This window comes from Pseudomonas sp. P7779 (genome assembly GCF_013386315.1).
GTDB lineage: Bacteria > Pseudomonadota > Gammaproteobacteria > Pseudomonadales > Pseudomonadaceae > Aquipseudomonas.
This window is the reverse complement of record NZ_JACARZ010000005.1, coordinates 153,917-176,659: the sequence shown is the minus strand read 5'-3', so window position 1 is coordinate 176,659 and position 22,743 is coordinate 153,917. Positions and strand designations below refer to the sequence as shown.

Genomic DNA, 22,743 nt, shown 5'->3' with positions numbered 1-22,743 from the left:
GAACACTCGATGAATACCGAAGGACTCACAGAAGTTGCCGTAAAAGACGCTCACCCGGTGGTCGAACAAGCTACCGAGACTCCGCCGGAGCTGGAGCCGGCCCCGCCTGCCGTGGTGGCCGAAGCGCCCGCTGCCGCGCCGGTACCGGTGGTTGCGGTTACCAACCTGGATGACAGCAGCCTGTACATCCATCGCGAGCTGTCACAACTGCAATTCAATATCCGCGTGCTGGAACAGGCACTGGATGAGTCCTATCCGTTGCTGGAGCGGCTGAAATTCCTGCTGATCTTCTCCAGCAACCTGGACGAGTTCTTCGAGATCCGTGTCGCCGGCCTGAAGAAGCAGATCACGTTCGCCCGTGAACAAGCCGGTGCCGACGGCCTGCAACCGCATCAGGCCCTGGCCCGCATCAGCGAGCTGGTACACGGCCACGTGGACCGCCAATACGCGATCCTCAATGACATCCTGCTGCCGGAACTGGAAAAGCATCACGTGCGCTTCATCCGGCGCCGGCACTGGACCACCAAGATCAAGACCTGGGTGCGCCGCTACTTCCGCGACGAAATCTCGCCGATCATCACCCCCATCGGCCTCGACCCGACGCACCCGTTCCCGCTGCTGGTGAACAAGAGCCTGAACTTCATCGTCGAGCTGGAAGGTATCGATGCCTTCGGTCGCGACTCGGGCCTTGCGATCATTCCGGCACCGCGCCTGTTGCCACGGATCATCAAGGTACCGGAAGAGGTGGGGGGCGCTGGCGATAACTATGTATTCCTTTCGTCGATGATCCACGCCCACGCCGATGACCTGTTCCAGGGCATGAAGGTCAAGGGCTGCTACCAGTTCCGCCTGACCCGTAACGCCGACCTGGCGCTGGACTCCGAAGACGTCGAAGACTTGGCCCGCGCCCTGCGCGGCGAGCTGTTCTCCCGTCGCTACGGTGATGCGGTGCGCCTGGAAGTGGCGGACACCTGTCCGAAACACCTGTCCGACTACCTGCTCAAGCAGTTCAACCTGAGCGAGACCGAGCTGTACCAGGTCAATGGCCCGGTGAACCTGACGCGCCTGTTCAGCATTACTGGCCTGGACAGCCACCCGGAGCTGCAATACACGCCGTTCACCCCGCAGATCCCGAAACTGCTGCAAAACAGCGAAAACATCTTCAGTGTGGTGAGCAAGCAGGACATTCTGCTGCTGCACCCATTCGAGTCCTTCACCCCGGTGGTCGACCTGCTGCGTCAGGCCGCCAAGGACCCGCACGTGCTGGCTGTGCGCCAAACCCTGTACCGCTCCGGCGCCAACTCCGAAATCGTCGATGCGCTGGTAGACGCCGCGCGTAACGGCAAGGAAGTGACGGCGGTGATTGAACTGCGGGCGCGGTTCGACGAAGAGTCCAACCTGCAACTGGCCAGCCGCCTGCAGGCGGCCGGTGCGGTGGTGATCTACGGCGTGGTCGGCTTCAAGACCCACGCCAAGATGATGCTGATCCTGCGCCGCGAAGCCGGTGAGATCGTGCGCTACGCCCACTTGGGCACCGGCAACTACCACGCCGGCAACGCCAAGCTCTACACCGACTACAGCCTCCTGACCTCCGACGATGCCTTGTGTGAAGATGTCGGCAAGCTGTTCAGCCAGTTGATCGGCATGGGCAAGACCCTGCGCATGAAGAAACTGCTGCACGCGCCGTTCACCCTGAAGAAGGGCATGCTCGACATGATTGCCCGCGAGACCCAGTTCGCCCTCGAAGGCAAGCCGGCGCACATCATCGCCAAGTTCAACTCGCTGACCGATCCGAAGATCATCCGCGCGTTGTACAAGGCCAGCCAGTCGGGTGTGCGTATCGATTTGGTGGTGCGTGGCATGTGCTGCCTGCGGCCGGGCATCGCCGGGGTCTCCCATAACATCCACGTGCGTTCGATCATCGGGCGCTTCCTGGAGCACACGCGGGTGTTCTACTTCCTCAATGGCGGCGAGGAGCAGATGTTCCTCTCCAGTGCCGACTGGATGGAGCGCAACCTCGACAAACGCGTGGAGACCTGCTTCCCGGTGGAAGGCAAGAAACTGATCATGCGGGTCAAGAAGGAGCTGGAAAGTTATCTCACCGATAACACCCACAGCTGGAGCCTGCAGTCGGACGGGCGCTACGTGCGCAACACCCCGACCGGCAACCAGAACCCGCGCAGCGCCCAGGCGACGTTGCTGGAGAAGCTGGGCAGCCCGATTCTGACGGTGAACTAAAAACCGACGCGGTCAAAAATGTGGGAGCGGGCTTGCTCGCGAAAGCGGTGGATCAGTCGATGAATCTGTTGACTGACACTCCGCCTTCGCGAGCAAGCCCGCTCCCACATTTGTTTTGTGGCGTTGGATTGTTCCCACGCTCTGCGTGGGAATACATCCTGTGACGCTCCGCGTCACTCACTCATATCAGCGCACGTTCAGCGTGAACCCAACCCGCGTCAGCCACTCGGCTTCCTGGGCGAAATCCGCCTGGGTCAGCTGGTTTTCATCCAGCCAGTTCTTCGGGAATACCACGTCCAGGCTGTCGGCATTGGCCCGCAGGACCACTTGCGGCATTTCCTGGGTACCACGGATGTGGTGGAACAGGATCGCAAACCGCAGCAGCGCGCATAGGCGAATCAGCTTGATGCCCTCGGCACCGAACTCGGCAAACTTGTCCCGGGGGATGTTGCGGCGGTGGCCGCGTACCAGCAGCGCGAGCATCTGCTGGTCTTCACGGGAGAAACCCGCCAGGTCCGAGTGCTCGATCAGGTAGGCGCCGTGCTTGTGGTAATGGTAGTGGGCGATGTCCAGCCCCACTTCATGGACCTTGGCCGCCCAGCCCAGCAGTTCACGCCACACGCCGTCTTCCAGGTCCCAATCCGCTGCGACCTGGTCGAAAGCATGCAGCGCCTTGCGTTCAACCCGCGCCGCCTGTTCCAGGTCGACGTGGTAACGCTCCATCAACGAGCTGAGGGTGCGCTCACGGACGTCTTCATGATGATGACGGCCCAGCAGGTCGTAGAGCACGCCTTCACGCAGGGCGCCATCGCAGTGGTCCATGCGTTGCAGTTCAAGGGCGTCGAAAATCGCTTCGAGAATCGCCAGGCCCGCCGGGAAAATGGTGCGGCGATCAGGCTTGATGCCTTCGAAGTCGATCTTGTCGGCATCCCCCAGCTTGAACAGCTTGCGCTTGAGCCAGGCCAGGCCTTCGGCGTTGACCTCGCCAGTGCCATGGCCGCCGGCCTTGAGGGCCAGGCCGATGGCGCGGATGGTGCCGGACGAACCGATGGCCTCATCCCAGGTCAGGCGGTGCAGGGCGTGCTCGATGCTCATGATCTCCAGCCGCGCCGCCGTATAAGCCTGGGCGTAGCGGGCCGGGGTGATCTTGCCGTCCTTGAAATAGCGCTGGGTGTAGCTGACGCAGCCCATTTGCAGGCTTTCGCGCAGCAGCGGCTCGAAGCGCTGGCCAATAATGAATTCGGTACTGCCACCGCCGATGTCGGCCACCAGGCGCTTGCCCGGAGTGTCGGCCAGGGTGTGGGACACGCCGAGGTAGATCAGGCGTGCTTCCTCGCGGCCGGAGATGACCTCTACCGGGTGCCCGAGGATCTCCTCGGCGCGGCGGATGAACTCGCCCCGGTTGCGGGCTTCGCGCAGGGCGTTGGTGCCGACGATCCGCACGGCGCCCGGGGGCATGCCGTTGATCAGTTGGGCAAAGCGCTTCAGGCAATCGAGCCCGCGCTGCATGGATTCTTCATTGAGCTGACGCTCGTCGTCGATCCCGGCAGCCAGCTGCACTTTCTCGCCGAGCCGCTCAAGGATGCGGATTTCGCCGTTCTGGGCCTTGGCCACGACCATGTGAAAGCTGTTGGAGCCCAGGTCGATGGCGGCGATCAGGGACAGATTCTTGGCTTGGGATTGCGGCATGGTTAAGGGGTCTCGGTCGATAACCTCGCCATCGTGCCACGATCAACCGCTGACGCCAACGCGTAGTGCTTCCGGAATTCGCTCATCGGTGTCTTGGAGGAAAATCTGCAGGATATGTAGGGCGATTCTTGATGCGCCTGGCGATTGTTCCGTAGGGCAAGTGGAGTAACGGAAATCTCCAGCTTTAATAGGCTTCCTGAATATGCCTACATGGCTGGGTTATTTGTTCCAGTCGATAATTAAGTCAGGACTACTGCAAGGATGATCTAAGGGGACATTGTTTTTTTACCGCTCTGACACTAGTTCAGGCGTCGTCTCATTCTTTCTTCGGGTGTTTACGAGAGAGACTGTCACTCGGCAATTAAGCCGTGGTGTTAACTATTTGTAGTTTGCCTATCAAGGTTGATAGCAGTTGGGCATGGAATAGCCCGGCGAACCGCATGCACCTGAGAACTTCAGTGACAGGATGAACATGAACAGAACATTTGGTTTGGCAATAGTGGTCGTTGGCCTGGCGGTGAGCATGGGTGCTCAAGCAAATACAAGTGGTGCCGGGAACCTGAGAGTCACCGGAACCATTAAACCAGCTGCATGCACGGTAAACCTCGGCGCCACAGGCGGCACCGTTGATTACGGTACGATCAATGCGTCGAGCATTCCGCTGACCTCTTTCTATCCTCTGCCGGAAAAGTCGCTGCCGTTAAACGTCAACTGTGGTGCGGCGGCTGCCCAGATGGCACTGTCCGTTACTGACTCACAAACAAACAGTGTCGTAAGGGGGATCCTGGGAACCGGCTTCACCGACAACCACAACTTTGGCCTTGGCGCGGTCGGAACCAGGAATACCGGTGGCTATTCGATCAGGCTCGCCACCTTGACCACTGTCGGCGCTACGCTGTACCCGCTTAGAAGGACAAGCTCCGGCGGTGCCTGGAGCACCAGTGACGGCAAGGTCGAAAAATCTCCTTACCAGCACTCCTGGAGCCGTAATAACAACACAACTCCAGCCGCGGTCTCTTCCGTTACCGGCACTCTCGTAGTCAAGGCTGTGATCAATCGCGGCGATGCACTGGATCTCAGCAGGGATATTCAATTGAATGGAGCTGCTACTTTGGTAGTAACTCGAATCTAACTCTATAAACATGGCCAGCATTTAGCAGGCGGTCGCGCACCGTGGCTTCGTGCTGGCTCTTTATATGCGTATAGGTATTTCGTGATTGTCAACGGTGCGTTATCTGGTTGCGGGTAGAGTTCGATGAGTCGTCTTTTAAATACAGTTAATGCTCTATTCTGGTGTGCGAATCTTTATTTTTTAGTTTCTGGCAGTGTAAGAGCGGATGGAATGGAGCCGGAAACATCCGTTGTTATTCTTTATGAAGAGAACGGTGAAGCGACGATCAACGTAAAAAATACGGACGCTGGCCCTGCTTTACTTCACACAGTCATTCAAAACGTCCCGGAAGATCCGGAGACACTCTTGATCGTTACGCCTCCTATCGCCCGTGTCGAACCGGGCGAAACACAACTTGTGCGGTTTATCAGTACCTTGAAGCAGCCGCTCAAGACTCAGCGATTGAAGCGCGTCACCTTTGAAGGTATTCCGCAGGCGCGCGCCGAAGGGCGCTCGACTATTGGAGTGACCATTCGACAGGACTTACCGCTGATCCTGCATCCCCAGGGCTTGCCGCGGCATCAGGAGCCATGGAAGTTGCTGAAGTGGAAGCTGCGGGGAAATCGGCTGACGGTTCATAACGACAGTGCCTACGTGGTCCGAATGGGGCTGGAGGTACACCTGCTGCCGTCGAGGCACCCGGCGATATTGCCGCGCACCTATATCCTGCCTGGCGAAGTGTTATCGACCCGCATCGAAGAGGCGATGGCCCAGGTCAGCGGTGTCGAGATTCAACCGGCGACTGTCTACGGGTATTCGGCAACCGCCTACGAAGCCTCCGTTGTTGTCGAGGCGGGTTGAGCGGTCTATGAGAAATGCTACCCATGCAAACGATTGGAGCCTCTCTGTACGACCCATTCGAACCTCGGTTTCCCGGACTTGTATCGGCCTGGCAACGCTGTGGAGCCTTCCCGCCTACGCGCTGGAGCTTGGATCGGGTTTTGATCTGGCGGTCTTGTCGGCGAACGGGATCGACCCGAAGGTTGCCCATTATTTTCGCAGTGCTGCGCGATTCCGCGAGGGCGTGCACGTGGTGGGGCTGCAGGTCAACGGCACCTCATTGGGCCTGGTGGAGGCACGCTTCGACTACCAGGGGCAGTTGTGTTTTACCCCGGTCCTGCTGGACAAGGCCGGGTTGCGATTGCCAGCCGCGATTATTCGGCCGGGTATCGCGCCCGACCAGGCGTGTCATGACTTTCTCGGTGCTTACCCCGCGACCATCGTCAAGTTGCGCCCCGGCAGCGATGAGGTATCGCTGGTGGTGCCTACTCAGTCAATGCGCGAGGCCGAATGGGATGTCGGCAGTTTCTCCCAGGGCGGCACTGCAGCCTTGTTCAATTACGATGTGCAGGGGTTCGAAGAGCGCTTCAACAGCGGCTCTTCCCGCTCGGTTTCGGCCTACACCGAGGCGGGATTCAATATCGGCAACTGGATCGTCCGAAGCCGCCAATTCTTTGTCTCCGATAACGGCAAGCGCAGCAGCGAGCATGTGAATGCCTACGCCCAACGCGATTTCGCGCCCCTGAAGTCGACCTTCCAGGTCGGGCAGATTTCCAGCAACAACCCGGTGTTCGGTGGGTTACAGCTGTCGGGTTTCCAGCTCTCGCCGGATGGCCAATCGCGCAGCCCGGGTGGCAGCAGCGTGGTGATCGAAGGTTTGGCCCAGAGCCCATCCCGGGTCGAGGTGCGCCAGGCCGGGGTGTTGATCCATACCACACTGGTACCGGAAGGCCCGTTCACGTTGACCGGATTACCCATACTCAATGGCACCAGCGATCTTGAGGTCAGTGTCATTGGCACTCGCGGTGGCAGGCATGGGTTCACCGTCCCTGCCGCGTCCTTTGCGGGGGCGGTACCGATAGAGCCCGGTTATTACTTCTCCCTGGGCAAGGTGCGCGGGGCAAATCCGGGTGCCGGGGAGCCTCCGGTCGTGGCGATGGGCAGTGGGACCTGGGGATTGGGGCGCAACTCGTCACTGGGATTCGGCCTGTTGAGTACCGACGAATACCAAGCGGCGGGTGGCGTGTGGAGCAGTGTTTTTTTCCAGCACCTTTCGGTTGGCGTGCGCCAGAACCTGTCTCGCGATGGCCGGGACGAAGTTACCGGGGCTCGCAGCTCCGTCACCGTGGGAAGTCCGCTGTTCGCCGGCATTGAAATGACGTCGAGTGCCACTACCCAGACGCGGGATTATCGCGAAGTACTGGAAGTGGGGCAGTCGACGCGGCGTGACCAGCGGGATGCCCGCTTCAAGGACCAATACACGGTAGGTTTGAGTTGGGTCGACCCGTCCCTGGGAGGCTTTTCCGTCAGTTATTCCCGCAGCTCGCAATTTGATGATCGCTCCGCCGAACACGTCTTTGCCTCATGGAACCAGCAATTCAATGGCACCCAGGTGGCTTTGATTGCGGATTCCCGGGTGGGCGGCTCTCGACCGCGCAAGGTCAAGAACACCGTTCGAGATGAGCGCAGCGATGTGTCGGATAAGGGGCTTTCGCTTCGGTTGCAGGTCACCGTGCCGTTCGGTGGGGATCGCCGCGTCACCTCGTATGCCAGTCGGCGGGGCGACAGGTTCGATCTTGGGACCGCCTTCAGCGATCGGGTCAACGACTATGTGAACTATGAAGTGGGGGGTGCGCGTGAGCAGGCGAGCCGTACACAGGCTGTTCACGCCCGCGTGAATGCCATGCCGCGTTACACCCAGATAGGGTTGGGTGTGCGACATGATTCATTGAGCACCGGGTATAACGGCCAATTGCAGGGCGGCGTGGTGGCCCACGACAGAGGCATGACGTTCTCGCCCTATGCCGTCCAGGACACCTTTGGAATTGTCTCGGTGGGTAATGTCGGGGCAGCCAAGGTTTCGACGCCGCAGGGGCCGGTCTGGACTGACTACCGCGGGCAGGCGGTGATCGCCAGCCTGCCTGCCTACCGCAGCAGCAATGTCGAGGTGCAAACCCAATCCCTGCCCAAGCGCATCGACCTGAAAAACGGCACCAAGGTCCTTGCGGCCGGACGCGGTTCTTTCAACACGATCGATTTCGAAGTAGTGAAAGTGCGCCGTGTATTGCTTGAGGTCCGTGACGCGCACGGCCAACCCTTGCCCCAGGGAGCCTCGGTTTTCGACAGCAACAATGCTTTCCTGACCAGCGTCGTGGGCGAGGGCATGGTCTTCCTTAACAGCCTGGATGAGTCGCGAGCGCTGAACATCTCCTTGCCAGATTCAAGCACCTGCTTGTTGCAACTGAACCTTGAGCCAGAATCCAATGACGACAAATTCTATGAAACAGGTTCGGCGCTCTGCCGTACCCTCTGAGCCGGTGGGGCCTTTTGACGGTGGACGCCTGCGTCATGGGCTTATCCTTTACCTGCTGCTGTTTGTCGTGGTGTTGGCCAATGAGGCGCGGGCAAATAACTGCCAGGTGTCCTTGAGCCAGCCCCGGGTTGATTACGGCCTGGTTCGCCAGGCCGAGCGGGGCGACCCACAGATCGCGCTGGGCAAGCGCACGCTTCGCCTGAGCATGGCCTGTGAGGTGCCGGTATCCATGGCGCTGCGCTTTACGGGCGTACCCGCCAACCAGCAGGGCTTTCGGTTTGGGCGCCAGGGGCATTTCACCCTGAGCCTGCAGTCCGCTCAAGTCGATGGAAAATCCGTTGAGCTGGTAATGCCGCACCTGTCTGAAGAGCCGGCGACCGGACGATTGCTGCCGGGCCATAGGCTTGTTGCACACGTAGCGGGTATGCCGGTGCATGGGCGCCGCTTCACCGCCCTGGTCAACGTCGAGACCTTCCTGCCTGCGGCTTTGCTGGCCGTCAGGGATGAAACGACATTTGAGGGGCAGGGCGGTTTTGAGTGGGCGCCCGGGGCTTGATGCCTCAGTCCGTGCGCTCCACCGAACCAATGAAGTTGGCCAGCTCGGCGGTCTGCGGATTGGCAAACAGGATTTTCGGGTCGCCCACTTCATGCACCTTGCCCTGGTGCATGAACACCAGCTTGTCACCCACTTCCCGGGCAAAACGCATCTCATGGGTGACCATGATCAGTGTCATGCCATCCTTGGCCAGTTGGCGCACTACGCTGAGCACTTCGTTGACCAGCTCCGGGTCCAGGGCCGAGGTGATTTCATCGCACAGCAGCACTTTGGGCGACATCGCCAGAGCCCGGGCGATTGCTACCCGCTGCTGCTGGCCGCCGGACAAACGATCGGGGAACGCGTCGAACTTCTCCCCCAGCCCAACGCGCTCGAGCATTTGTCGCGCCAATTGTGCGGCCTTGGCTTTCGGCACTTTCTGCACCACTTGCGGCGCAAGCATGACGTTTTCGCCCACCGTCAGGTGTGGGAACAGGTTGAACTGCTGGAACACCATGCCGACTTTCTGCCGCAGGGTGCGCAGGTCGGCGCGGGCGGCGTCGAGGTATTCGCCGTCGACCTCGATCACGCCGTCATTGATCGACTCCAGGCCATTGAGGGTGCGCAGCAGGGTGGATTTGCCCGAGCCGCTGCGACCGATGATCGCCACCACCTGGCCTTCTTCGACACTCAGGTCGATGCCCTTGAGTACGTGGTGATCGCCGTAATACTTATGCAGGGCGGAAATTCTAAGCAGAGGCATGCAGTCTCCTTTCCAGGTAGCGCGCACTGAGGGACAAGGGGTAGCAGAGCAGGAAGTAACCCAGCGCCACCAGGCCATAGACCATGAAGGGTTCGAAGGTAGCGTTGGCGAGCATGCCGCCGGTCTTGGTCAGCTCGGTGAAGCCGATGATCGAGGTCACGGCGGTGCCCTTGACCACTTGCACCGAGAAACCCACGGTTGGCGCCACGGCAATGCGCAGGGCCTGGGGCAGGATCACATAGCGCAATTGCTCCAGCGGGTTCAGGGCCAGGCTCGCGGACGCCTCCCATTGGCCGTGGGCGATGGAGTCGACGCAGCCACGCCAGATTTCGGCCAGGTAGGCGCTGGTGAACAGGGTCAAGGCAATCGCCGCCGCCAGCCAGGGCGAAATGTCCACGCCGAGCAAGGCGATGCCGAAGAACACTAGGAACAGTTGCATCAACAGCGGCGTGCCCTGGAACAGCTCGATATAGGTGCGGGCGACATTGCGCGGGAACGCCTTGGTGCTGATGCGCATAGTCATCACCAGCAAACCGATCACGCCGCCGCCGATGAACGCCACCAGCGACAGCAGCAAGGTCCACTGCAAACCGGTGAGCAGGTTGCGCACGATGTCCCAGAACGAAAAATCACTCATCGGGCGTTCCTCATGACATAGCGCCGGCCGATCCAGTTCAGCAATTGGCGGATCATCAACGCCATGCACAGGTAGACCAGGGTTGTCAGCGCATAGGTTTCAAAGGCGCGGAAGTTGCGCGACTGGATAAAATTGGCGGCAAAGCTCAGTTCCTCGGTGGCGATCTGCGAGCAGACCGCCGAGCCGAGCATCACGATGATGATCTGGCTGCTCAGGGCCGGCCAGACCTTGCCCAGCGCGGGCAGCAACACCACATGGCGGAACGCCTCGAAACGTGTCATCGCCAGCGCGGCCGCCGCTTCCAGTTGCCCGCGGGGGATCGCCTGGATCCCGGCGCGGATGATCTCGGTGGAGTACGCCCCCAGGTTGATCACCATCGCCAGCACTGCCGCCTGCCATTCGGTGATTTTCAGGCCGAGGGACGGCAGGCCGAAGAAGATGAAAAACAACTGCACCAGGAACGGCGTGTTGCGGATCAACTCGACGTACACGCCGAAGATCCAACTGAACGGCTGGATCTTCCACGCCCGCACCACGGCGCCGACGATTCCCAGCGCCACGCCCAGTACTGCACCGATGGCGGTCAGTTCAAGTGTGAACAGCGCGCCGCGCAGCAACAGATCGGTATTGGCCAGGACCGGCACAAAGTCGAATTGATAGGCCATAGGCTAACCCTCGTTACCGCGCTCAGAGATCAGCCGGCAGCGGCTCTTTGAGCCACTGCAATGCATTCTTTTCCAGGCTGCCGTCGGCCTTGGCCGCGACCAGGATCTGGTTCACCTTGTCCAGCAGCGCCGGCTCGTTCTTGTTCACGCCCACGTACACCGGCGAGTCCTTGAGCTTCACTTTCAGTGCCGGCACGCGCTTGGGGTTGCGTTCGCTGATGGCCACCATCACCACGTTGCCGCTGGCGATCAGGTCCACCTGGCCGGCGAGGTAGGCGGCGATGGTCGAGTTGTTGTCTTCAAAGCGCTTGATCGTCGCCTCTTTAGGCGCCACGGCGGTCAGCTCGATGTCTTCGATGGCGCCACGGGTCACGCTGATGGTTTTGCCCTTGAGGTCGTCAACGGTGCTGATCGGCGCATCGGGAGGGCCGAATACGGCGAGGTAGAAGGGCGCGTAGGCCTTGGAGAAGTCGATGACCTTCTCGCGCTCGGCGTTCTTGCCCAGGCTGGAAATCACCAGGTCGACCTTGCCGGTGGTGAGGAACGGGATGCGGTTGGTGCTGTTGACCGGGGTCAGTTCAAGCTTGACCTTGAGCTGGTCGGCCAAAAGCTTTGCGGTGTCGATGTCCAGGCCGCGGGGCTTCATGTCCGGGCCGACCGAGCCGAACGGCGGGAAATCCTGGGGCACGGCCACCTTGAGGGTGCCACGGGCGACGATATCGTCCAGACCGTTGGCCTGGGCGGGCGCCTGGCTCAGCATCAGGCTGGCAAACAGGGCAGTGAGCAGGGCGCTGCAACGCTTGGTCATGGCGACTCTCCGAAAAGGACGAAAGGATTTTCCGGTTTTTGCCAGTGCACAGCCCATGCCAGCACCGCCGTATTTCGCGCCAGAGCCGGTGGCTGTTGAGTCTTGGCGGTCTTACTGGTCTGAACAGTTAATGGGTTTTCTGCACCCTTTTCGAGCGCCGTCAAAACCGCGCGAGCCCCTTTGGGGCGTGGCTTGCCGGGCGCTGCGAATAGCTTTACAACTAGCCGCTCAGTTGACTGGAAACCTGAGTTTCTTATGAATTCCATCGCCCAAGCCGTACCGGAAGTGGCGCTACAGGCCATCCGCAAATTGATCGCTGACGAGGGCTTCGGGCCGGGTGATGCGTTGCCCTCCCAGCGCGACCTGGCGCTGCAATTGGGCGTGAGCCGGGCCTCTTTGCGTGAAGCCTTGTCGTCCCTCAGTGCCTTGGGCGTGGTAAGTGTGCAGCCGGGCAAAGGCGTGTTCGTGCAAGCGGCCGAAGAGCTGCCGGGGTTGGCCTGGCCGTTTACGGCACAGGCGACGCCGCTGGATATCTTTCAACTGCGCTACGCCCTGGAAGGTTTTGCGGCGGGGCTGGCGGCGGTGACGCTGACCACCGGGGAGTTGGACATCCTGGAAGATAACGTCGAGGCGATGCGCAAGGAGCTGAAGGCCGGTGATTTCGAGGCAGCCGCCCAGCTGGACTTCGAATTCCACCGGCGCATCCTGCTGGCCAGCGGCAATCAGGCGATGGTGAGCATCCTCAGCGCCAGTGCCGAGGTGTTCCTGGAGAGCCAGAAACTACCGTTCATCCGGCCGGAGCGGGCCATGGAGACCTGGCAGGAGCACCGCAAGGTCCTCCGTGCCCTGGCCCGACGCGCCAGCGGGGCGGCGCAGAAAAGCATGCAGGAACATGTGCGTAACGCGGCGTTGCGTACAGGGATTGCCTTCATCACTCCCGTAACCCCATGAGTTGGGCTATACCCAAACTCATGCGCCATCATAGGAAGAGTCAATCAGCTGCAGCTTCCTGAACGCGGGAAGGGCGGCTATGATGGGCAACGTTTTTTTTGCTTACAACCCGGAGACATCCATGAGCAACGATCTTATCAAGCACGTCACCGACGCGACCTTCGAGGCCGAAGTACTGAAGGCCCAGGGCCCGGTGCTGGTTGACTACTGGGCTGAGTGGTGCGGTCCTTGCAAAATGATCGCTCCGGTCCTGGACGACATTGCCACCACTTACGAAGGCAAGTTGACCATTGCCAAGCTGAACATCGATGACAACCAGGAAACTCCGGCCAAGCACGGCGTGCGTGGTATCCCGACCCTGATGCTGTTCAAGAACGGCAACGTCGAGGCCACCAAGGTCGGCGCGCTGTCGAAGTCCCAGCTGCAAGCTTTCCTCGACGCCAATATCTAAGCGTCCTCAAAAAGCCCCGCAATTTGCGGGGCTTTTTCGTGAAACAGGGCTAGACGCTCTGAAACTCAGGTGGTACATTCGGCCCCGCACTGGTTTCTCCACTGCCCCCTGCAAGCCGTCGCCGACGCTCTCCTTTTCGATTAGTACGCGATCCTGTCGCCTTCTCTGCGGCGCGGCCTCATTAAGCCAAAAGCTTAATTTCCCCCCCTCCATAAATGATTACGTCATTCCTATATGAATCTGACTGAACTCAAGCAAAAGCCGATTACCGAACTGCTCGAATTGGCCGAACAGATGGGCATAGAAAATATGGCCCGTTCGCGCAAGCAGGACGTGATTTTCTCCCTGCTGAAAAAGCACGCGAAAAGCGGCGAGGAAATCTCCGGTGATGGCGTGCTGGAGATTCTCCAGGACGGCTTCGGCTTCCTCCGCTCTGCAGACGCTTCCTATCTCGCCGGCCCAGACGATATCTACGTCTCGCCGAGCCAGATCCGTCGCTTCAACTTGCGCACCGGTGACACCATCGTTGGCAAGATCCGCCCTCCAAAGGAAGGCGAGCGTTATTTCGCCCTGCTCAAGGTCGACACGATCAACTACGATCGTCCCGAGAACGCGAAAAACAAGATTCTCTTCGAGAACCTGACGCCGCTGTTCCCGACCGTGCGCATGAAGATGGAAGCCGGCAACGGTTCCACCGAAGACTTGACCGGTCGTGTCATCGACCTGTGTGCCCCGATCGGCAAAGGCCAGCGCGGCCTGATCGTGGCCCCGCCGAAAGCCGGCAAGACCATCATGCTGCAGAACATCGCAGCGAACATCGCCCGTAATAACCCTGAAGTTCACCTGATCGTGTTGCTGATCGATGAGCGTCCGGAAGAAGTAACCGAAATGCAGCGCACCGTGCGCGGCGAAGTGGTTGCCTCGACGTTCGATGAGCCGCCAACCCGCCACGTGCAGGTTGCCGAAATGGTGATCGAGAAGGCCAAGCGCCTGGTCGAACACAAGAAAGACGTGGTGATCCTGCTCGACTCCATCACCCGTCTGGCCCGTGCCTACAACACCGTGATCCCAAGCTCCGGCAAGGTGCTCACCGGTGGTGTCGATGCCCACGCCCTGGAGAAACCGAAACGTTTCTTCGGCGCTGCGCGGAACATCGAAGAAGGCGGCTCGCTGACCATCATCGCCACCGCACTGGTTGAAACCGGTTCGAAGATGGATGAAGTGATCTACGAAGAGTTCAAAGGTACCGGCAACATGGAACTGCCTTTGGACCGTCGTATCGCCGAGAAGCGGGTGTTCCCGGCCATCAACATCAACCGTTCCGGCACGCGCCGCGAAGAGTTGCTGACCGCCGATGACGAACTGCAGCGCATGTGGATCCTGCGCAAGCTGCTGCACCCGATGGACGAAGTTGCGGCCATCGAGTTCCTGATCGACAAGCTGAAAACCACCAAGACCAACGACGAGTTCTTCCTGTCGATGAAGCGTAAGTAACACGACGCTTCGGTCAAAAAGGATGGCGCCCCATGGGGCGCCATTTTTTTTGTTTCTGGAAAAGGAGTTTTGGCTTTAGTGTGTGTCTGTTTAGAAACAAATTCGCGTGTGTGACTACACTCGCTGTCCATCCGATCAGGCAAATTACAAGATTTTATGACCATTCTCGCTTATCGCAGGGACATTGACGGCCTGCGTGCCATAGCTGTGCTCGCTGTTGTGCTGTTTCATTTTGGTGTACCGGGCTTTACCGGCGGCTTTGTCGGCGTCGACGTGTTTTTCGTGATCTCCGGCTACTTGATCACCTCGATCATCTGGCGCGAGCGTGAGGCCGGCCGTTTCAGTTTTGTCAGCTTCTGGGCCAGGCGAGCGCGGCGTATCCTGCCGGCACTGTTCGTGATGATGCTCGGCGCGCTGGTGGTGGGCTGGTTCCTGCTGGCGCCCAAGGATTACAGCGAGTTGGGGCGCTCGATACATAACCAGGTGGTGTTTATCTCCAACCTGTTTTTCATGCGTCAGGACGGTTACTTTGATGTGGCCTCCGATATCAAACCGTTGCTGCATACCTGGTCATTGTCGGTTGAAGAACAGTTCTACATCCTCTTCCCACTCCTGCTGACACTGCTGTCGAGCCGGCTCAAATATTGGCGCACGGCGCTGTTCGTGTTGTTGCTGGTGTCATTCGGCATGAGTACATGGGCGGTGGCCCACGCTCCGGAAAGAGCCTTTTTCCTGCTGCAGATGCGTGCCTGGGAGCTGTTGGCGGGCGCAATGCTGGCGGTAATGCCGGTACGCGAGTACCGCGCCAGCCCGGCGTTGGCGCAGGCCGTCAGCCTTGCCGGCCTCGGCCTGATCCTGCTGGCGGTCTTCGCGTATGACCCGAGCACGCCGTTTCCCGGCGCCGCAGCGCTGTTGCCGGTGGTGGGCGTGGTCTGCCTGATTTGGGCCAACGGCCAGCAAACTACCCTGACCAGCAAGCTGCTGGGTAGCCGCTTGCTGGTGGGGATTGGCCTGATCTCCTACTCCTGGTACCTGTGGCACTGGCCGGTGTACGTGTTTGGCAAGTACGCCAGTGTCGACGGGCTGGGCCCGTGGGAGCTTGGTGCACTGTTTGTGTTGAGCCTGGTGCTGGGTTATGCGTCCTGGCGGTTTGTCGAGGCGCCGTTCCGTGAACGTCGGCTGTTGGCAGGGCGCAAGCAAATCCTGGTGGCGGCGGGTATCGCGCTGCTTGGGGTGGGACTGCTCGGCAAAGGCCTGGTCATGACGAAGGGCTTGCCTTGGCGCCTGTCGCCCGAGGCGCTGCAATTTGCCCAGGCGCGCGAGTGGAGCCCGGACCTTATGGCCTGCCTGGTGGATGGTGGGAAAAATCGCCACCATGGATTTTGTCATTTCGGGCCTCAGTCCGCGCCGACGCGCGCGCTGGTCTGGGGCGATAGCCATGCCACGGCGCTGGTTCCGGCGTTGCGAGACGGCGCCAGCAAGTACGGTGTCAGCGTCACGCAGGCAGGTTATGCCGGTTGCCTGCCGTTTAATCGCAAGGAAAGCGTTCCGGGCTGCTTGACCTTTAACCAGCAGGTCACGCAACTGCTCGGCAAGGAAACCTTTAGCGACGTGGTGCTGGTGGCGCGCTGGAGCCTGTATGTCTATGGGCAGCGCGATGGTGATACCGAGGCTTCGTTGCTGGACCCGGCGACCGGAACCTATGACCGCGCCTTCGCCGAGCGGCGCTTCGCTGAAAGTCTCGGCGCCCTTGTGCAGCAATTGCGCGCCAGCGGCCATCGGGTGTGGCTGGTCAAGGAAGTCCCCCTGCAGGAATTCAGTCCGCCTTACCGCCTGAGTCGCCTGGCGATGCTCGGCCGGCCCACCGACAAAGAAGGCATGCCCCTGGATGAGCACCTCCAGCGCCAGGCCTATATCAGCAGCGTATTCGAGCGCATGGCGGCGGCTGATCCCGGGGTAAAGGTAATGGATCCGGCGCCCAAGTTATGCAGTGCGAATGACTGGTGCCGGGTGGAACTGGACGGTCAGTCGCTGTACACCGACGACAATCACCTCTCGGCGGTTGGTTCGCGGTATGTCGAGGCGTTTCTTGAACCCTTGTTCAAAGCCTTGCGCGATGAAACCCAGGCATCGGCTCTTTGAGTCTGTGTCGTCGGCAATGCTGCTCAATAAGCTGCCAGCGACCGTAAGAGCAGGTAGGATGTACGCCTATTTTACGGGTGGCATGGTTAATGAAATTCAAGGATCTTCGGGATTTCGTGCAGCAACTTGAGCAGCGCGGAGAGTTGAAACGTATCCAGGTGCCGATTTCCCCGGTCCTGGAGATGACTGAGATTTGCGACCGCACCTTGCGCAACAAGGGCCCGGCGCTGCTGTTCGAAAACCCGGTGGGCTTTGATATCCCGGTGCTCGGCAACCTGTTCGGCACCCCCGACCGCGTGGCGTTTGGCATGGGCGCCGAGTCGGTCAGCGAACTGCGCGAGATCGGCAAGCTGCTGGCCTTCCTCAAGGAGCCCGAGCCACCCAAGGGGCTCAAGGACGCCTGGTCGAAGCTGCCCATCTTCCGCAAGATCATCGCCATGGCCCCCAAGGTCGTGAAAGACGCGGTTTGCCAGGAAGTGGTGATCGAAGGCGAGGATGTCGACCTCGGCATGCTCCCCGTGCAGACCTGCTGGCCTGGCGATGTCGGCCCGCTGATCACCTGGGGCCTGACCGTCACCAAGGGCCCGAACAAGGACCGCCAGAACCTCGGCATCTACCGTCAGCAAGTGATCGGCCGCAACAAGGTCATCATGCGCTGGCTGAGCCACCGTGGCGGCGCCCTGGATTTCCGTGAGTGGTGCGAAAAGCACCCCGGCCAGCCATTCCCTGTTTCCGTGGCCCTGGGCGCCGACCCGGCGACCATCCTCGGCGCCGTCACGCCGGTGCCCGACAGCCTGTCCGAGTACGCTTTCGCGGGCCTGTTGCGCGGCAATCGCACTGAGCTGGTGAAATGCCGCGGTAACGACCTGCAAGTGCCGGCCACCGCCGAAATCATCCTCGAAGGCGTGATTCACCCGGGCGAGATGGCCGATGAAGGCCCCTACGGCGACCACACCGGCTACTACAACGAAGTCGACAGCTTCCCGGTGTTCACCGTCGAGCGCATCACCCACCGGATCAAGCCGATCTACCACAGCACCTACACCGGCCGCCCGCCGGATGAGCCGGCGATCCTCGGCGTGGCGTTGAACGAAGTGTTTGTGCCGATCCTGCAAAAGCAGTTTCCGGAAATCACCGACTTCTACCTGCCGCCCGAAGGCTGCTCGTACCGCATGGCCATCGTGACGATGAAGAAGTCGTACCCCGGCCACGCCAAGCGGGTAATGCTGGGTGTGTGGTCGTTTTTGCGACAGTTCATGTACACCAAGTTCGTTATTGTCACCGACGACGACATCAACGCCCGGGACTGGAACGACGTGATCTGGGCCATCACCACGCGTATGGACCCCAAGCGCGACACGGTGATGATCGACAACACGCCGATCGACTACCTCGACTTTGCTTCCCCGGTATCGGGCCTCGGCTCGAAAATGGGCCTGGACGCCACCCATAAATGGCCGGGTGAAACCACCCGCGAATGGGGCCGCGTGATCGTCAAGGACGAAGCGGTCACTGCCCGTGTCGATGCGCTCTGGAAAGAATTAGGAATAGATTGATGCGTGTAACCCTGCAGCCTTCCGGTGCGGTACTTGAACTGACGCCCGGCGAGCGGATCCTCGAGGGCGCGCGCCGCCTGGGCTACGATTGCCCCCAGGCCTGCCGCAATGGCGTGTGCCACGTGTGCGCGGCGCTGCTGGTGGAAGGCCGGGTGCAGCAAGCCGGTGAGGTGCGTGACCATGGCGAGTTCTATACCTGCATTGCCGAACCGCTGGAAGATTGCATTGTGTTGTGGGATGGCGTGCTGGCGCCGGGAGAATTGCCGGTGCGCAAACTGTCTTGCCAACTGAGTGAATGCGTTGAAGTGGGCGGTGACGTCTGGCGCGTGCGCCTGCGGGCTCCGGCCGGCAAGGCGGTACGCTACCACGCCGGGCAATACCTGATGATCGAGCGGGAAAACGGCGAGAAGTCGGCATTCTCCCTGGCCTCGGCGCCCCACGCCGGGCGCGAGCTGGAATTGCACGTGCTGGCCCGGGAAGACAGCGCCCGCAGCCTGCTGGAGCAGTTGCAGCGCAACCAGATGGCCCGCATCGAAATGCCGTTTGGCGACACCCACCTGGCGGAACTGCCCGACGGGCCGCTGGTGCTGATCGCCGCCGGCACCGGCATGGCCCAGATGCATAGCCTGATCGAACACTGTCGCGCCAGTGGCTTCAAGCACCCGGTGCATCTGTATTGGGGTGTACGTCGACCGGAAGACTTCTACGACATCGAGCACTGGGACCAGTGGCTGCAACTGCCCAACCTGTTCCTGCACAAAGTGGTCAGCGACCTGTGTGGCTGGGAAGGGCGCTGCGGGCTGTTGCATGAAGCGGTGTGCGAAGACATCAGCGACCTCAAGGCCGTGCATGTCTACGCCAGCGGTTCACCGGCGATGATCTACGGCACCCTGGATGCGCTGGTCGAGGCCGGCATGGATGCACACCAGATGCGTGCTGACGTATTTGCCTACGCACCCCGCCCGTAACGTGTGGCGAGGGAGCTTGCTCCCGCTGGGCTGCGCAGCGGCCCCGAAACAGTCGCTGGGTTCTATCTTTAAGATCGCATGAACTTCAGGGCCGCTTCGCGACCCAGCGGGAGCAAGCTCCCTCGCCACAGAAGCCCTTCAGCGGCTCGATCAGAAACGAACGCCCGTGGTCACCATCGCCGCATTGAACCCGAGCAACACCAGCTCGGCGGCGACCGGCCCGTAGTGGGTGCCCACCGAGGGGATGATCGCCGGCGCTACCCCCAGTCCATTCAGCGGAATCTTGTCGCGGTACTTGCCGCGATAGCCCTGGATCACACCCCCTGTCAGCTTCAAGTACACCGGGTAATCGGGCATGTCGTAGCGTTTGCCGGCATAGGCGTAGTACGAACGCTGGCTGAACGAGTTGCGAAACGTCGCCCCGCCATACACCAGGCCTGACGCTTCATTGCGCTCCAGGCCGATCAGGTCCTGGTTGTTGTTGTGGTCCTTGTCCGGCGCAAAATGCCGGGTGTAGACGCTCGTCTGGGTATACCAGAAGCCTTTTTCGTCCTGGGTCGGCACTTCCGCCGCCAGGGCGGTGGTGGCCTGTGCCAGGAACAACAGGCTGGGCAGTCGGTATTTCATGGAGTGACCTCGGTAGTCGATTCGGTTGGCGGCCAGGTGGGTCGTGACAGACGCCTATTTTGAAGGCTCAGCGTGCCCCCAGGCTGAACCTGCGCTGAAACTACAGGGATTGAGGCAGCCAATCCTGATGAGCGGAGCGGCCTGGGCTTATGCATTCGCTTATTCTTTAAAGGTATTTAATTTGTTACATAAATATCATTAAGCTATATGCCAACGGACTACCGACTTTCTGCCAATAACCAATAAATGACCGCCACCGTCCGCCACACGGATCGATCGTACGAGCTCAGAGCATTGACGTTCTGGCTTTTGATTCCAAGGGGAGCGGTATGGGGAGCAACAAGCAGCACCTGCTGTACACGGCGATTTTGTCGGCTAATTTGCTGACCGCTGTGGGATTCAGTCCAGTGGCATCCGCCGAAACGGCCACTGCCGATGTACCCAAACTCGATACAGTCATTGTCACCGGCACCCGCGCCCAAGAGCGCACCGCCAGTGCCTCGCTGTCACCTATCGATGTGATTTCCGGCGACACCTTGCGCAGCACCGGCTCTGATGAGTTGGGCGCGGTGTTGGCCCGATTGATTCCTTCCATCAACTTTCCACGCCCGAGCCTGGTAGACGGTGCCGAACTGGTGCGCCCGGCGCAGCTGCGTGGCCTGTCACCGGACCAGGTGTTGGTGCTGGTCAACGGCAAGCGCCGCCACACCAGTGCCTTCGTCAATCTCGGCGGTGCGGTTGGGCGTGGCTCGGCGCCGGCGGATTTGAATGCGATCCCGTTGTCGGCGGTCGACCATATCGAGGTGCTGCGTGACGGCGCATCGGCCCGCTACGGCTCCGATGCGATTGCCGGGGTGATCAACGTGATCCTCAAGCATGACGACCACGGCGGCTCGATCACCAGCAAGTTTGGTGAGTACAAGAAGGGCGACGGTATCCAGCGCAACCTCAGCGGCAACACCGGTGTGGCGCTGGGCGATAACGGGTTTATCAACATCTCTGCCGAAGGCGCCGACAACGATTACACCAACCGCGCCGGCAAGGACCTGCGTCCGGGCAGCGTTGGTTCGACGACCTACGGCCAGCGGGTGTTCCGCCAGGGCGAGCCGGCCACTGACCAGGGCAAGCTGTTTCTCAACTCGGAATATTCCTTCAGCGATGCGGCCGAGTTCTATGCGTTTGGCGGCTACAGCAAGACCCGCGGCGAGACGGCGGCGTTCTACCGGGCCAGCAACGCGAGCAACAACATTCCTGCGCTCAACCCCAATGGTTACCTGCCGTTGATTCGCGGTGACGTGGAAGACACGTCCCTGGCGGTCGGCCTGCGCGGGTTGTTGGCCTATGACTGGCACTACGATGTGTCGGTCAACTACGGCAAGAACCAGTACCAGATCGGTACCGAAACCATCAACACCTCGCTGGGCCTGGCCACGCCGCGCAAGTTCGACAATGGCACGTTGGTCAATGACCAGAAGCAACTCAGCCTGGACCTGTCGCGGGAATTCAGCCTGGGCTGGTTGCCGTATCCAGTGTCGGTGGCGTTTGGCGGCGAATACCTGGACCAGGGTTACCAGATCAAGGCGGGCGACCCGGCGTCCTACTACCAGACCGGCAGCTCGGGCCTGGGCGGCTTCCGTGATTCCGACGCCGGCACCAGCACGCGCCACAACTGGGCGCAGTACCTGGACCTGGAAACCAACTTCACCGAAAAACTCAGTGCCTCCGCCGCCGTGCGTCACGAGGACTACAGTGATTTTGGCTCCAACGTCAGCGGCTCGCTCTCGGCGCGCTACGACTTCACCCCGCAAGTGGCCTTGCGCGGCAGTGTATCCAACGGTTTCCGTGCGCCGTCCCTGGCACAGCAAAACTTCGCCTACACCTCGTCGCAACTGATCGGCAACACCATCCAGGAAGCCGGCACCTTCCCGGCCAACAGCCAGGTGGCGCGCCTGCTCGGCGCTGAAGACCTGAAAGCCGAGAAGTCCCGCAACTACAGTCTCGGCCTGGTGCTGGAGCCGACCGACAACCTGACCGTGACCGCCGATGTCTACCGTATCGACATCAGCGACCGCATCAGCCTGTCCTCCAACCTGGACCTGAGCAAGAACCCGGCTGCGCTCGCGTATCTGCAGGCCAATGGCGTCGGCAACATCAACTACACCACCGTGCGCTACTTCACCAACGCCACCGACACCACCACCAATGGCGTCGACCTGGTGGCCAACTATCGCTACCAACTGGACAACGGTGTGCGCTGGAACAGCACCGTGGGCTACAACTACAACCACACCAAGGTCACCGACGTAAAAGCCAACCCGTCCGTGCTGGATAGCCTGGGCGCGAGCCTGGTTCGGGTGGACCGTCGCGAGCGCATCGGCCTGCTGGGCGATACCACGCCACAGCACAAGCTGAGCCTGGGCAACGACCTGAGTTTCGGCAACTGGGCGCTGCACAGTAATTTGGTGCGCTATGGTTCATTCACCAGCTACCAGGCCGACCCGACCAACGACCAGCGCTTCAAGGCCGCCTGGCTGTTGGATCTGTCAGCCGACTACAAGCTGAAAAACTGGACCTTCACCGTTGGCGGCGACAACGTCACCGACAAATACCCGGAAAAACTCAATGCCTACGCCAGCAGTGGTGGCAATTTGGCCTATAGCACTTTTTCGCCGTACGGTTACAGCGGCGCGTTCTATTACGGTAAAGTTGCTTACAACTGGTAACAGCTTCTCGTA

At 60.5% G+C, this 22,743-nt stretch carries 18 protein-coding genes; 12 read left to right on the top strand and 6 right to left on the bottom strand.

The genetic code is table 11. From position 1 onward, the window contains the following. The first annotated feature begins 9 nt into the window (after positions 1-9). A complete protein-coding gene (gene ppk1 / locus HX869_RS02440) occupies positions 10-2,238 on the top strand; it encodes a polyphosphate kinase 1 (protein WP_003214009.1) in 2,229 nt (742 codons plus the stop codon). Positions 2,239-2,424: 186 nt separating this feature from the next. On the opposite strand, the gene ppx is transcribed toward ppk1, so the two are convergent. Then, positions 2,425-3,927, bottom strand: coding sequence for an exopolyphosphatase (gene ppx / locus HX869_RS02435; RefSeq protein WP_178902702.1), 1,503 nt, complete (start codon positions 3,925-3,927; stop codon positions 2,425-2,427). 472 nt (positions 3,928-4,399) lie between these two features. Here ppx and HX869_RS02430 point away from each other — a divergent pair, with 472 nt between their 5' ends. The 4 genes from HX869_RS02430 (at position 4,400) to HX869_RS02415 (ending at position 8,967) form a co-directional block, all read left to right on the top strand. After that, a complete protein-coding gene (locus tag HX869_RS02430; protein ID WP_102604076.1) occupies positions 4,400-5,059 on the top strand; it encodes a DUF1120 domain-containing protein in 660 nt (219 codons plus the stop codon). Between the two features lie 123 nt (positions 5,060-5,182). After that, positions 5,183-5,899, top strand: coding sequence for a fimbria/pilus chaperone family protein (locus tag HX869_RS02425; protein ID WP_178902701.1), 717 nt, complete (start codon positions 5,183-5,185; stop codon positions 5,897-5,899). A gap of 7 nt (positions 5,900-5,906) precedes the next feature. Next, positions 5,907-8,411: a fimbria/pilus outer membrane usher protein gene (locus HX869_RS02420; RefSeq protein ID WP_256736745.1), complete on the top strand. Its 2,505-nt coding sequence runs from the start codon at positions 5,907-5,909 to the stop codon at positions 8,409-8,411. After that, positions 8,377-8,967 (top strand): hypothetical protein, encoded by a 591-nt coding sequence (locus HX869_RS02415; protein ID WP_178902699.1) that lies wholly within the window; start codon positions 8,377-8,379, stop codon positions 8,965-8,967. Before HX869_RS02420 ends, HX869_RS02415 begins: the two co-directional genes overlap by 35 nt. Before the next feature lie 4 nt (positions 8,968-8,971). Here HX869_RS02415 and HX869_RS02410 read toward each other — a convergent pair whose 3' ends face one another. Genes HX869_RS02410 through HX869_RS02395 form a run of 4 tightly spaced genes read right to left on the bottom strand, consistent with a single transcriptional unit; the run spans position 8,972 to position 11,819 of the window. After that, a complete protein-coding gene (locus HX869_RS02410; protein WP_003213999.1) occupies positions 8,972-9,709 on the bottom strand; it encodes an amino acid ABC transporter ATP-binding protein in 738 nt (245 codons plus the stop codon). Continuing rightward, positions 9,696-10,346: an amino acid ABC transporter permease gene (locus HX869_RS02405; protein WP_003213996.1), complete on the bottom strand. Its 651-nt coding sequence runs from the start codon at positions 10,344-10,346 to the stop codon at positions 9,696-9,698. Before HX869_RS02405 ends, HX869_RS02410 begins: the two co-directional genes overlap by 14 nt. Then, complete coding sequence (locus HX869_RS02400) at positions 10,343-11,011, bottom strand: amino acid ABC transporter permease (protein ID WP_003213995.1); 669 nt, start codon at positions 11,009-11,011, stop codon at positions 10,343-10,345. Before HX869_RS02400 ends, HX869_RS02405 begins: the two co-directional genes overlap by 4 nt. Before the next feature lie 22 nt (positions 11,012-11,033). Beyond that, positions 11,034-11,819, bottom strand: coding sequence for a transporter substrate-binding domain-containing protein (locus tag HX869_RS02395; protein ID WP_003213993.1), 786 nt, complete (start codon positions 11,817-11,819; stop codon positions 11,034-11,036). A 255-nt stretch (positions 11,820-12,074) separates the two neighbouring features. Here HX869_RS02395 and HX869_RS02390 point away from each other — a divergent pair, with 255 nt between their 5' ends. The 6 genes from HX869_RS02390 to HX869_RS02365 all read left to right on the top strand — a co-directional run bounded on the left by HX869_RS02390 (position 12,075) and on the right by HX869_RS02365 (position 19,381). Then, positions 12,075-12,770, top strand: a complete 696-nt coding sequence (locus tag HX869_RS02390) for a FadR/GntR family transcriptional regulator (RefSeq protein WP_178902698.1) — start codon at positions 12,075-12,077, stop codon at positions 12,768-12,770. 121 nt (positions 12,771-12,891) lie between these two features. Then, positions 12,892-13,221 (top strand): thioredoxin TrxA, encoded by a 330-nt coding sequence (trxA, locus tag HX869_RS02385; RefSeq protein WP_003213989.1) that lies wholly within the window; start codon positions 12,892-12,894, stop codon positions 13,219-13,221. A gap of 234 nt (positions 13,222-13,455) precedes the next feature. Beyond that, positions 13,456-14,715 carry a transcription termination factor Rho gene (rho, locus tag HX869_RS02380; RefSeq protein ID WP_008438874.1) on the top strand — a complete coding sequence of 420 codons (1,260 nt, stop codon included), beginning with the start codon at positions 13,456-13,458 and terminating at the stop codon, positions 14,713-14,715. A 156-nt stretch (positions 14,716-14,871) separates the two neighbouring features. Continuing rightward, positions 14,872-16,857 carry an acyltransferase family protein gene (locus HX869_RS02375; RefSeq protein WP_177035325.1) on the top strand — a complete coding sequence of 662 codons (1,986 nt, stop codon included), beginning with the start codon at positions 14,872-14,874 and terminating at the stop codon, positions 16,855-16,857. 89 nt (positions 16,858-16,946) lie between these two features. After that, complete coding sequence (gene ubiD / locus HX869_RS02370; RefSeq protein WP_008438879.1) at positions 16,947-18,413, top strand: 4-hydroxy-3-polyprenylbenzoate decarboxylase; 1,467 nt, start codon at positions 16,947-16,949, stop codon at positions 18,411-18,413. Beyond that, positions 18,413-19,381 (top strand): CDP-6-deoxy-delta-3,4-glucoseen reductase, encoded by a 969-nt coding sequence (locus tag HX869_RS02365; RefSeq protein ID WP_003213981.1) that lies wholly within the window; start codon positions 18,413-18,415, stop codon positions 19,379-19,381. Before ubiD ends, HX869_RS02365 begins: the two co-directional genes overlap by 1 nt. A gap of 150 nt (positions 19,382-19,531) precedes the next feature. Here the strand turns inward: HX869_RS02365 and HX869_RS02360 are convergent, their stop codons facing one another. Then, a complete protein-coding gene (locus HX869_RS02360) occupies positions 19,532-20,008 on the bottom strand; it encodes a sn-glycerol-3-phosphate transporter (protein ID WP_178902697.1) in 477 nt (158 codons plus the stop codon). A 329-nt stretch (positions 20,009-20,337) separates the two neighbouring features. Between HX869_RS02360 and HX869_RS02355 the strand changes: the two genes are divergently transcribed. Then, positions 20,338-22,731, top strand: a complete 2,394-nt coding sequence (locus tag HX869_RS02355) for a TonB-dependent siderophore receptor (RefSeq protein WP_003213976.1) — start codon at positions 20,338-20,340, stop codon at positions 22,729-22,731. Positions 22,732-22,743 lie beyond the last annotated feature (12 nt).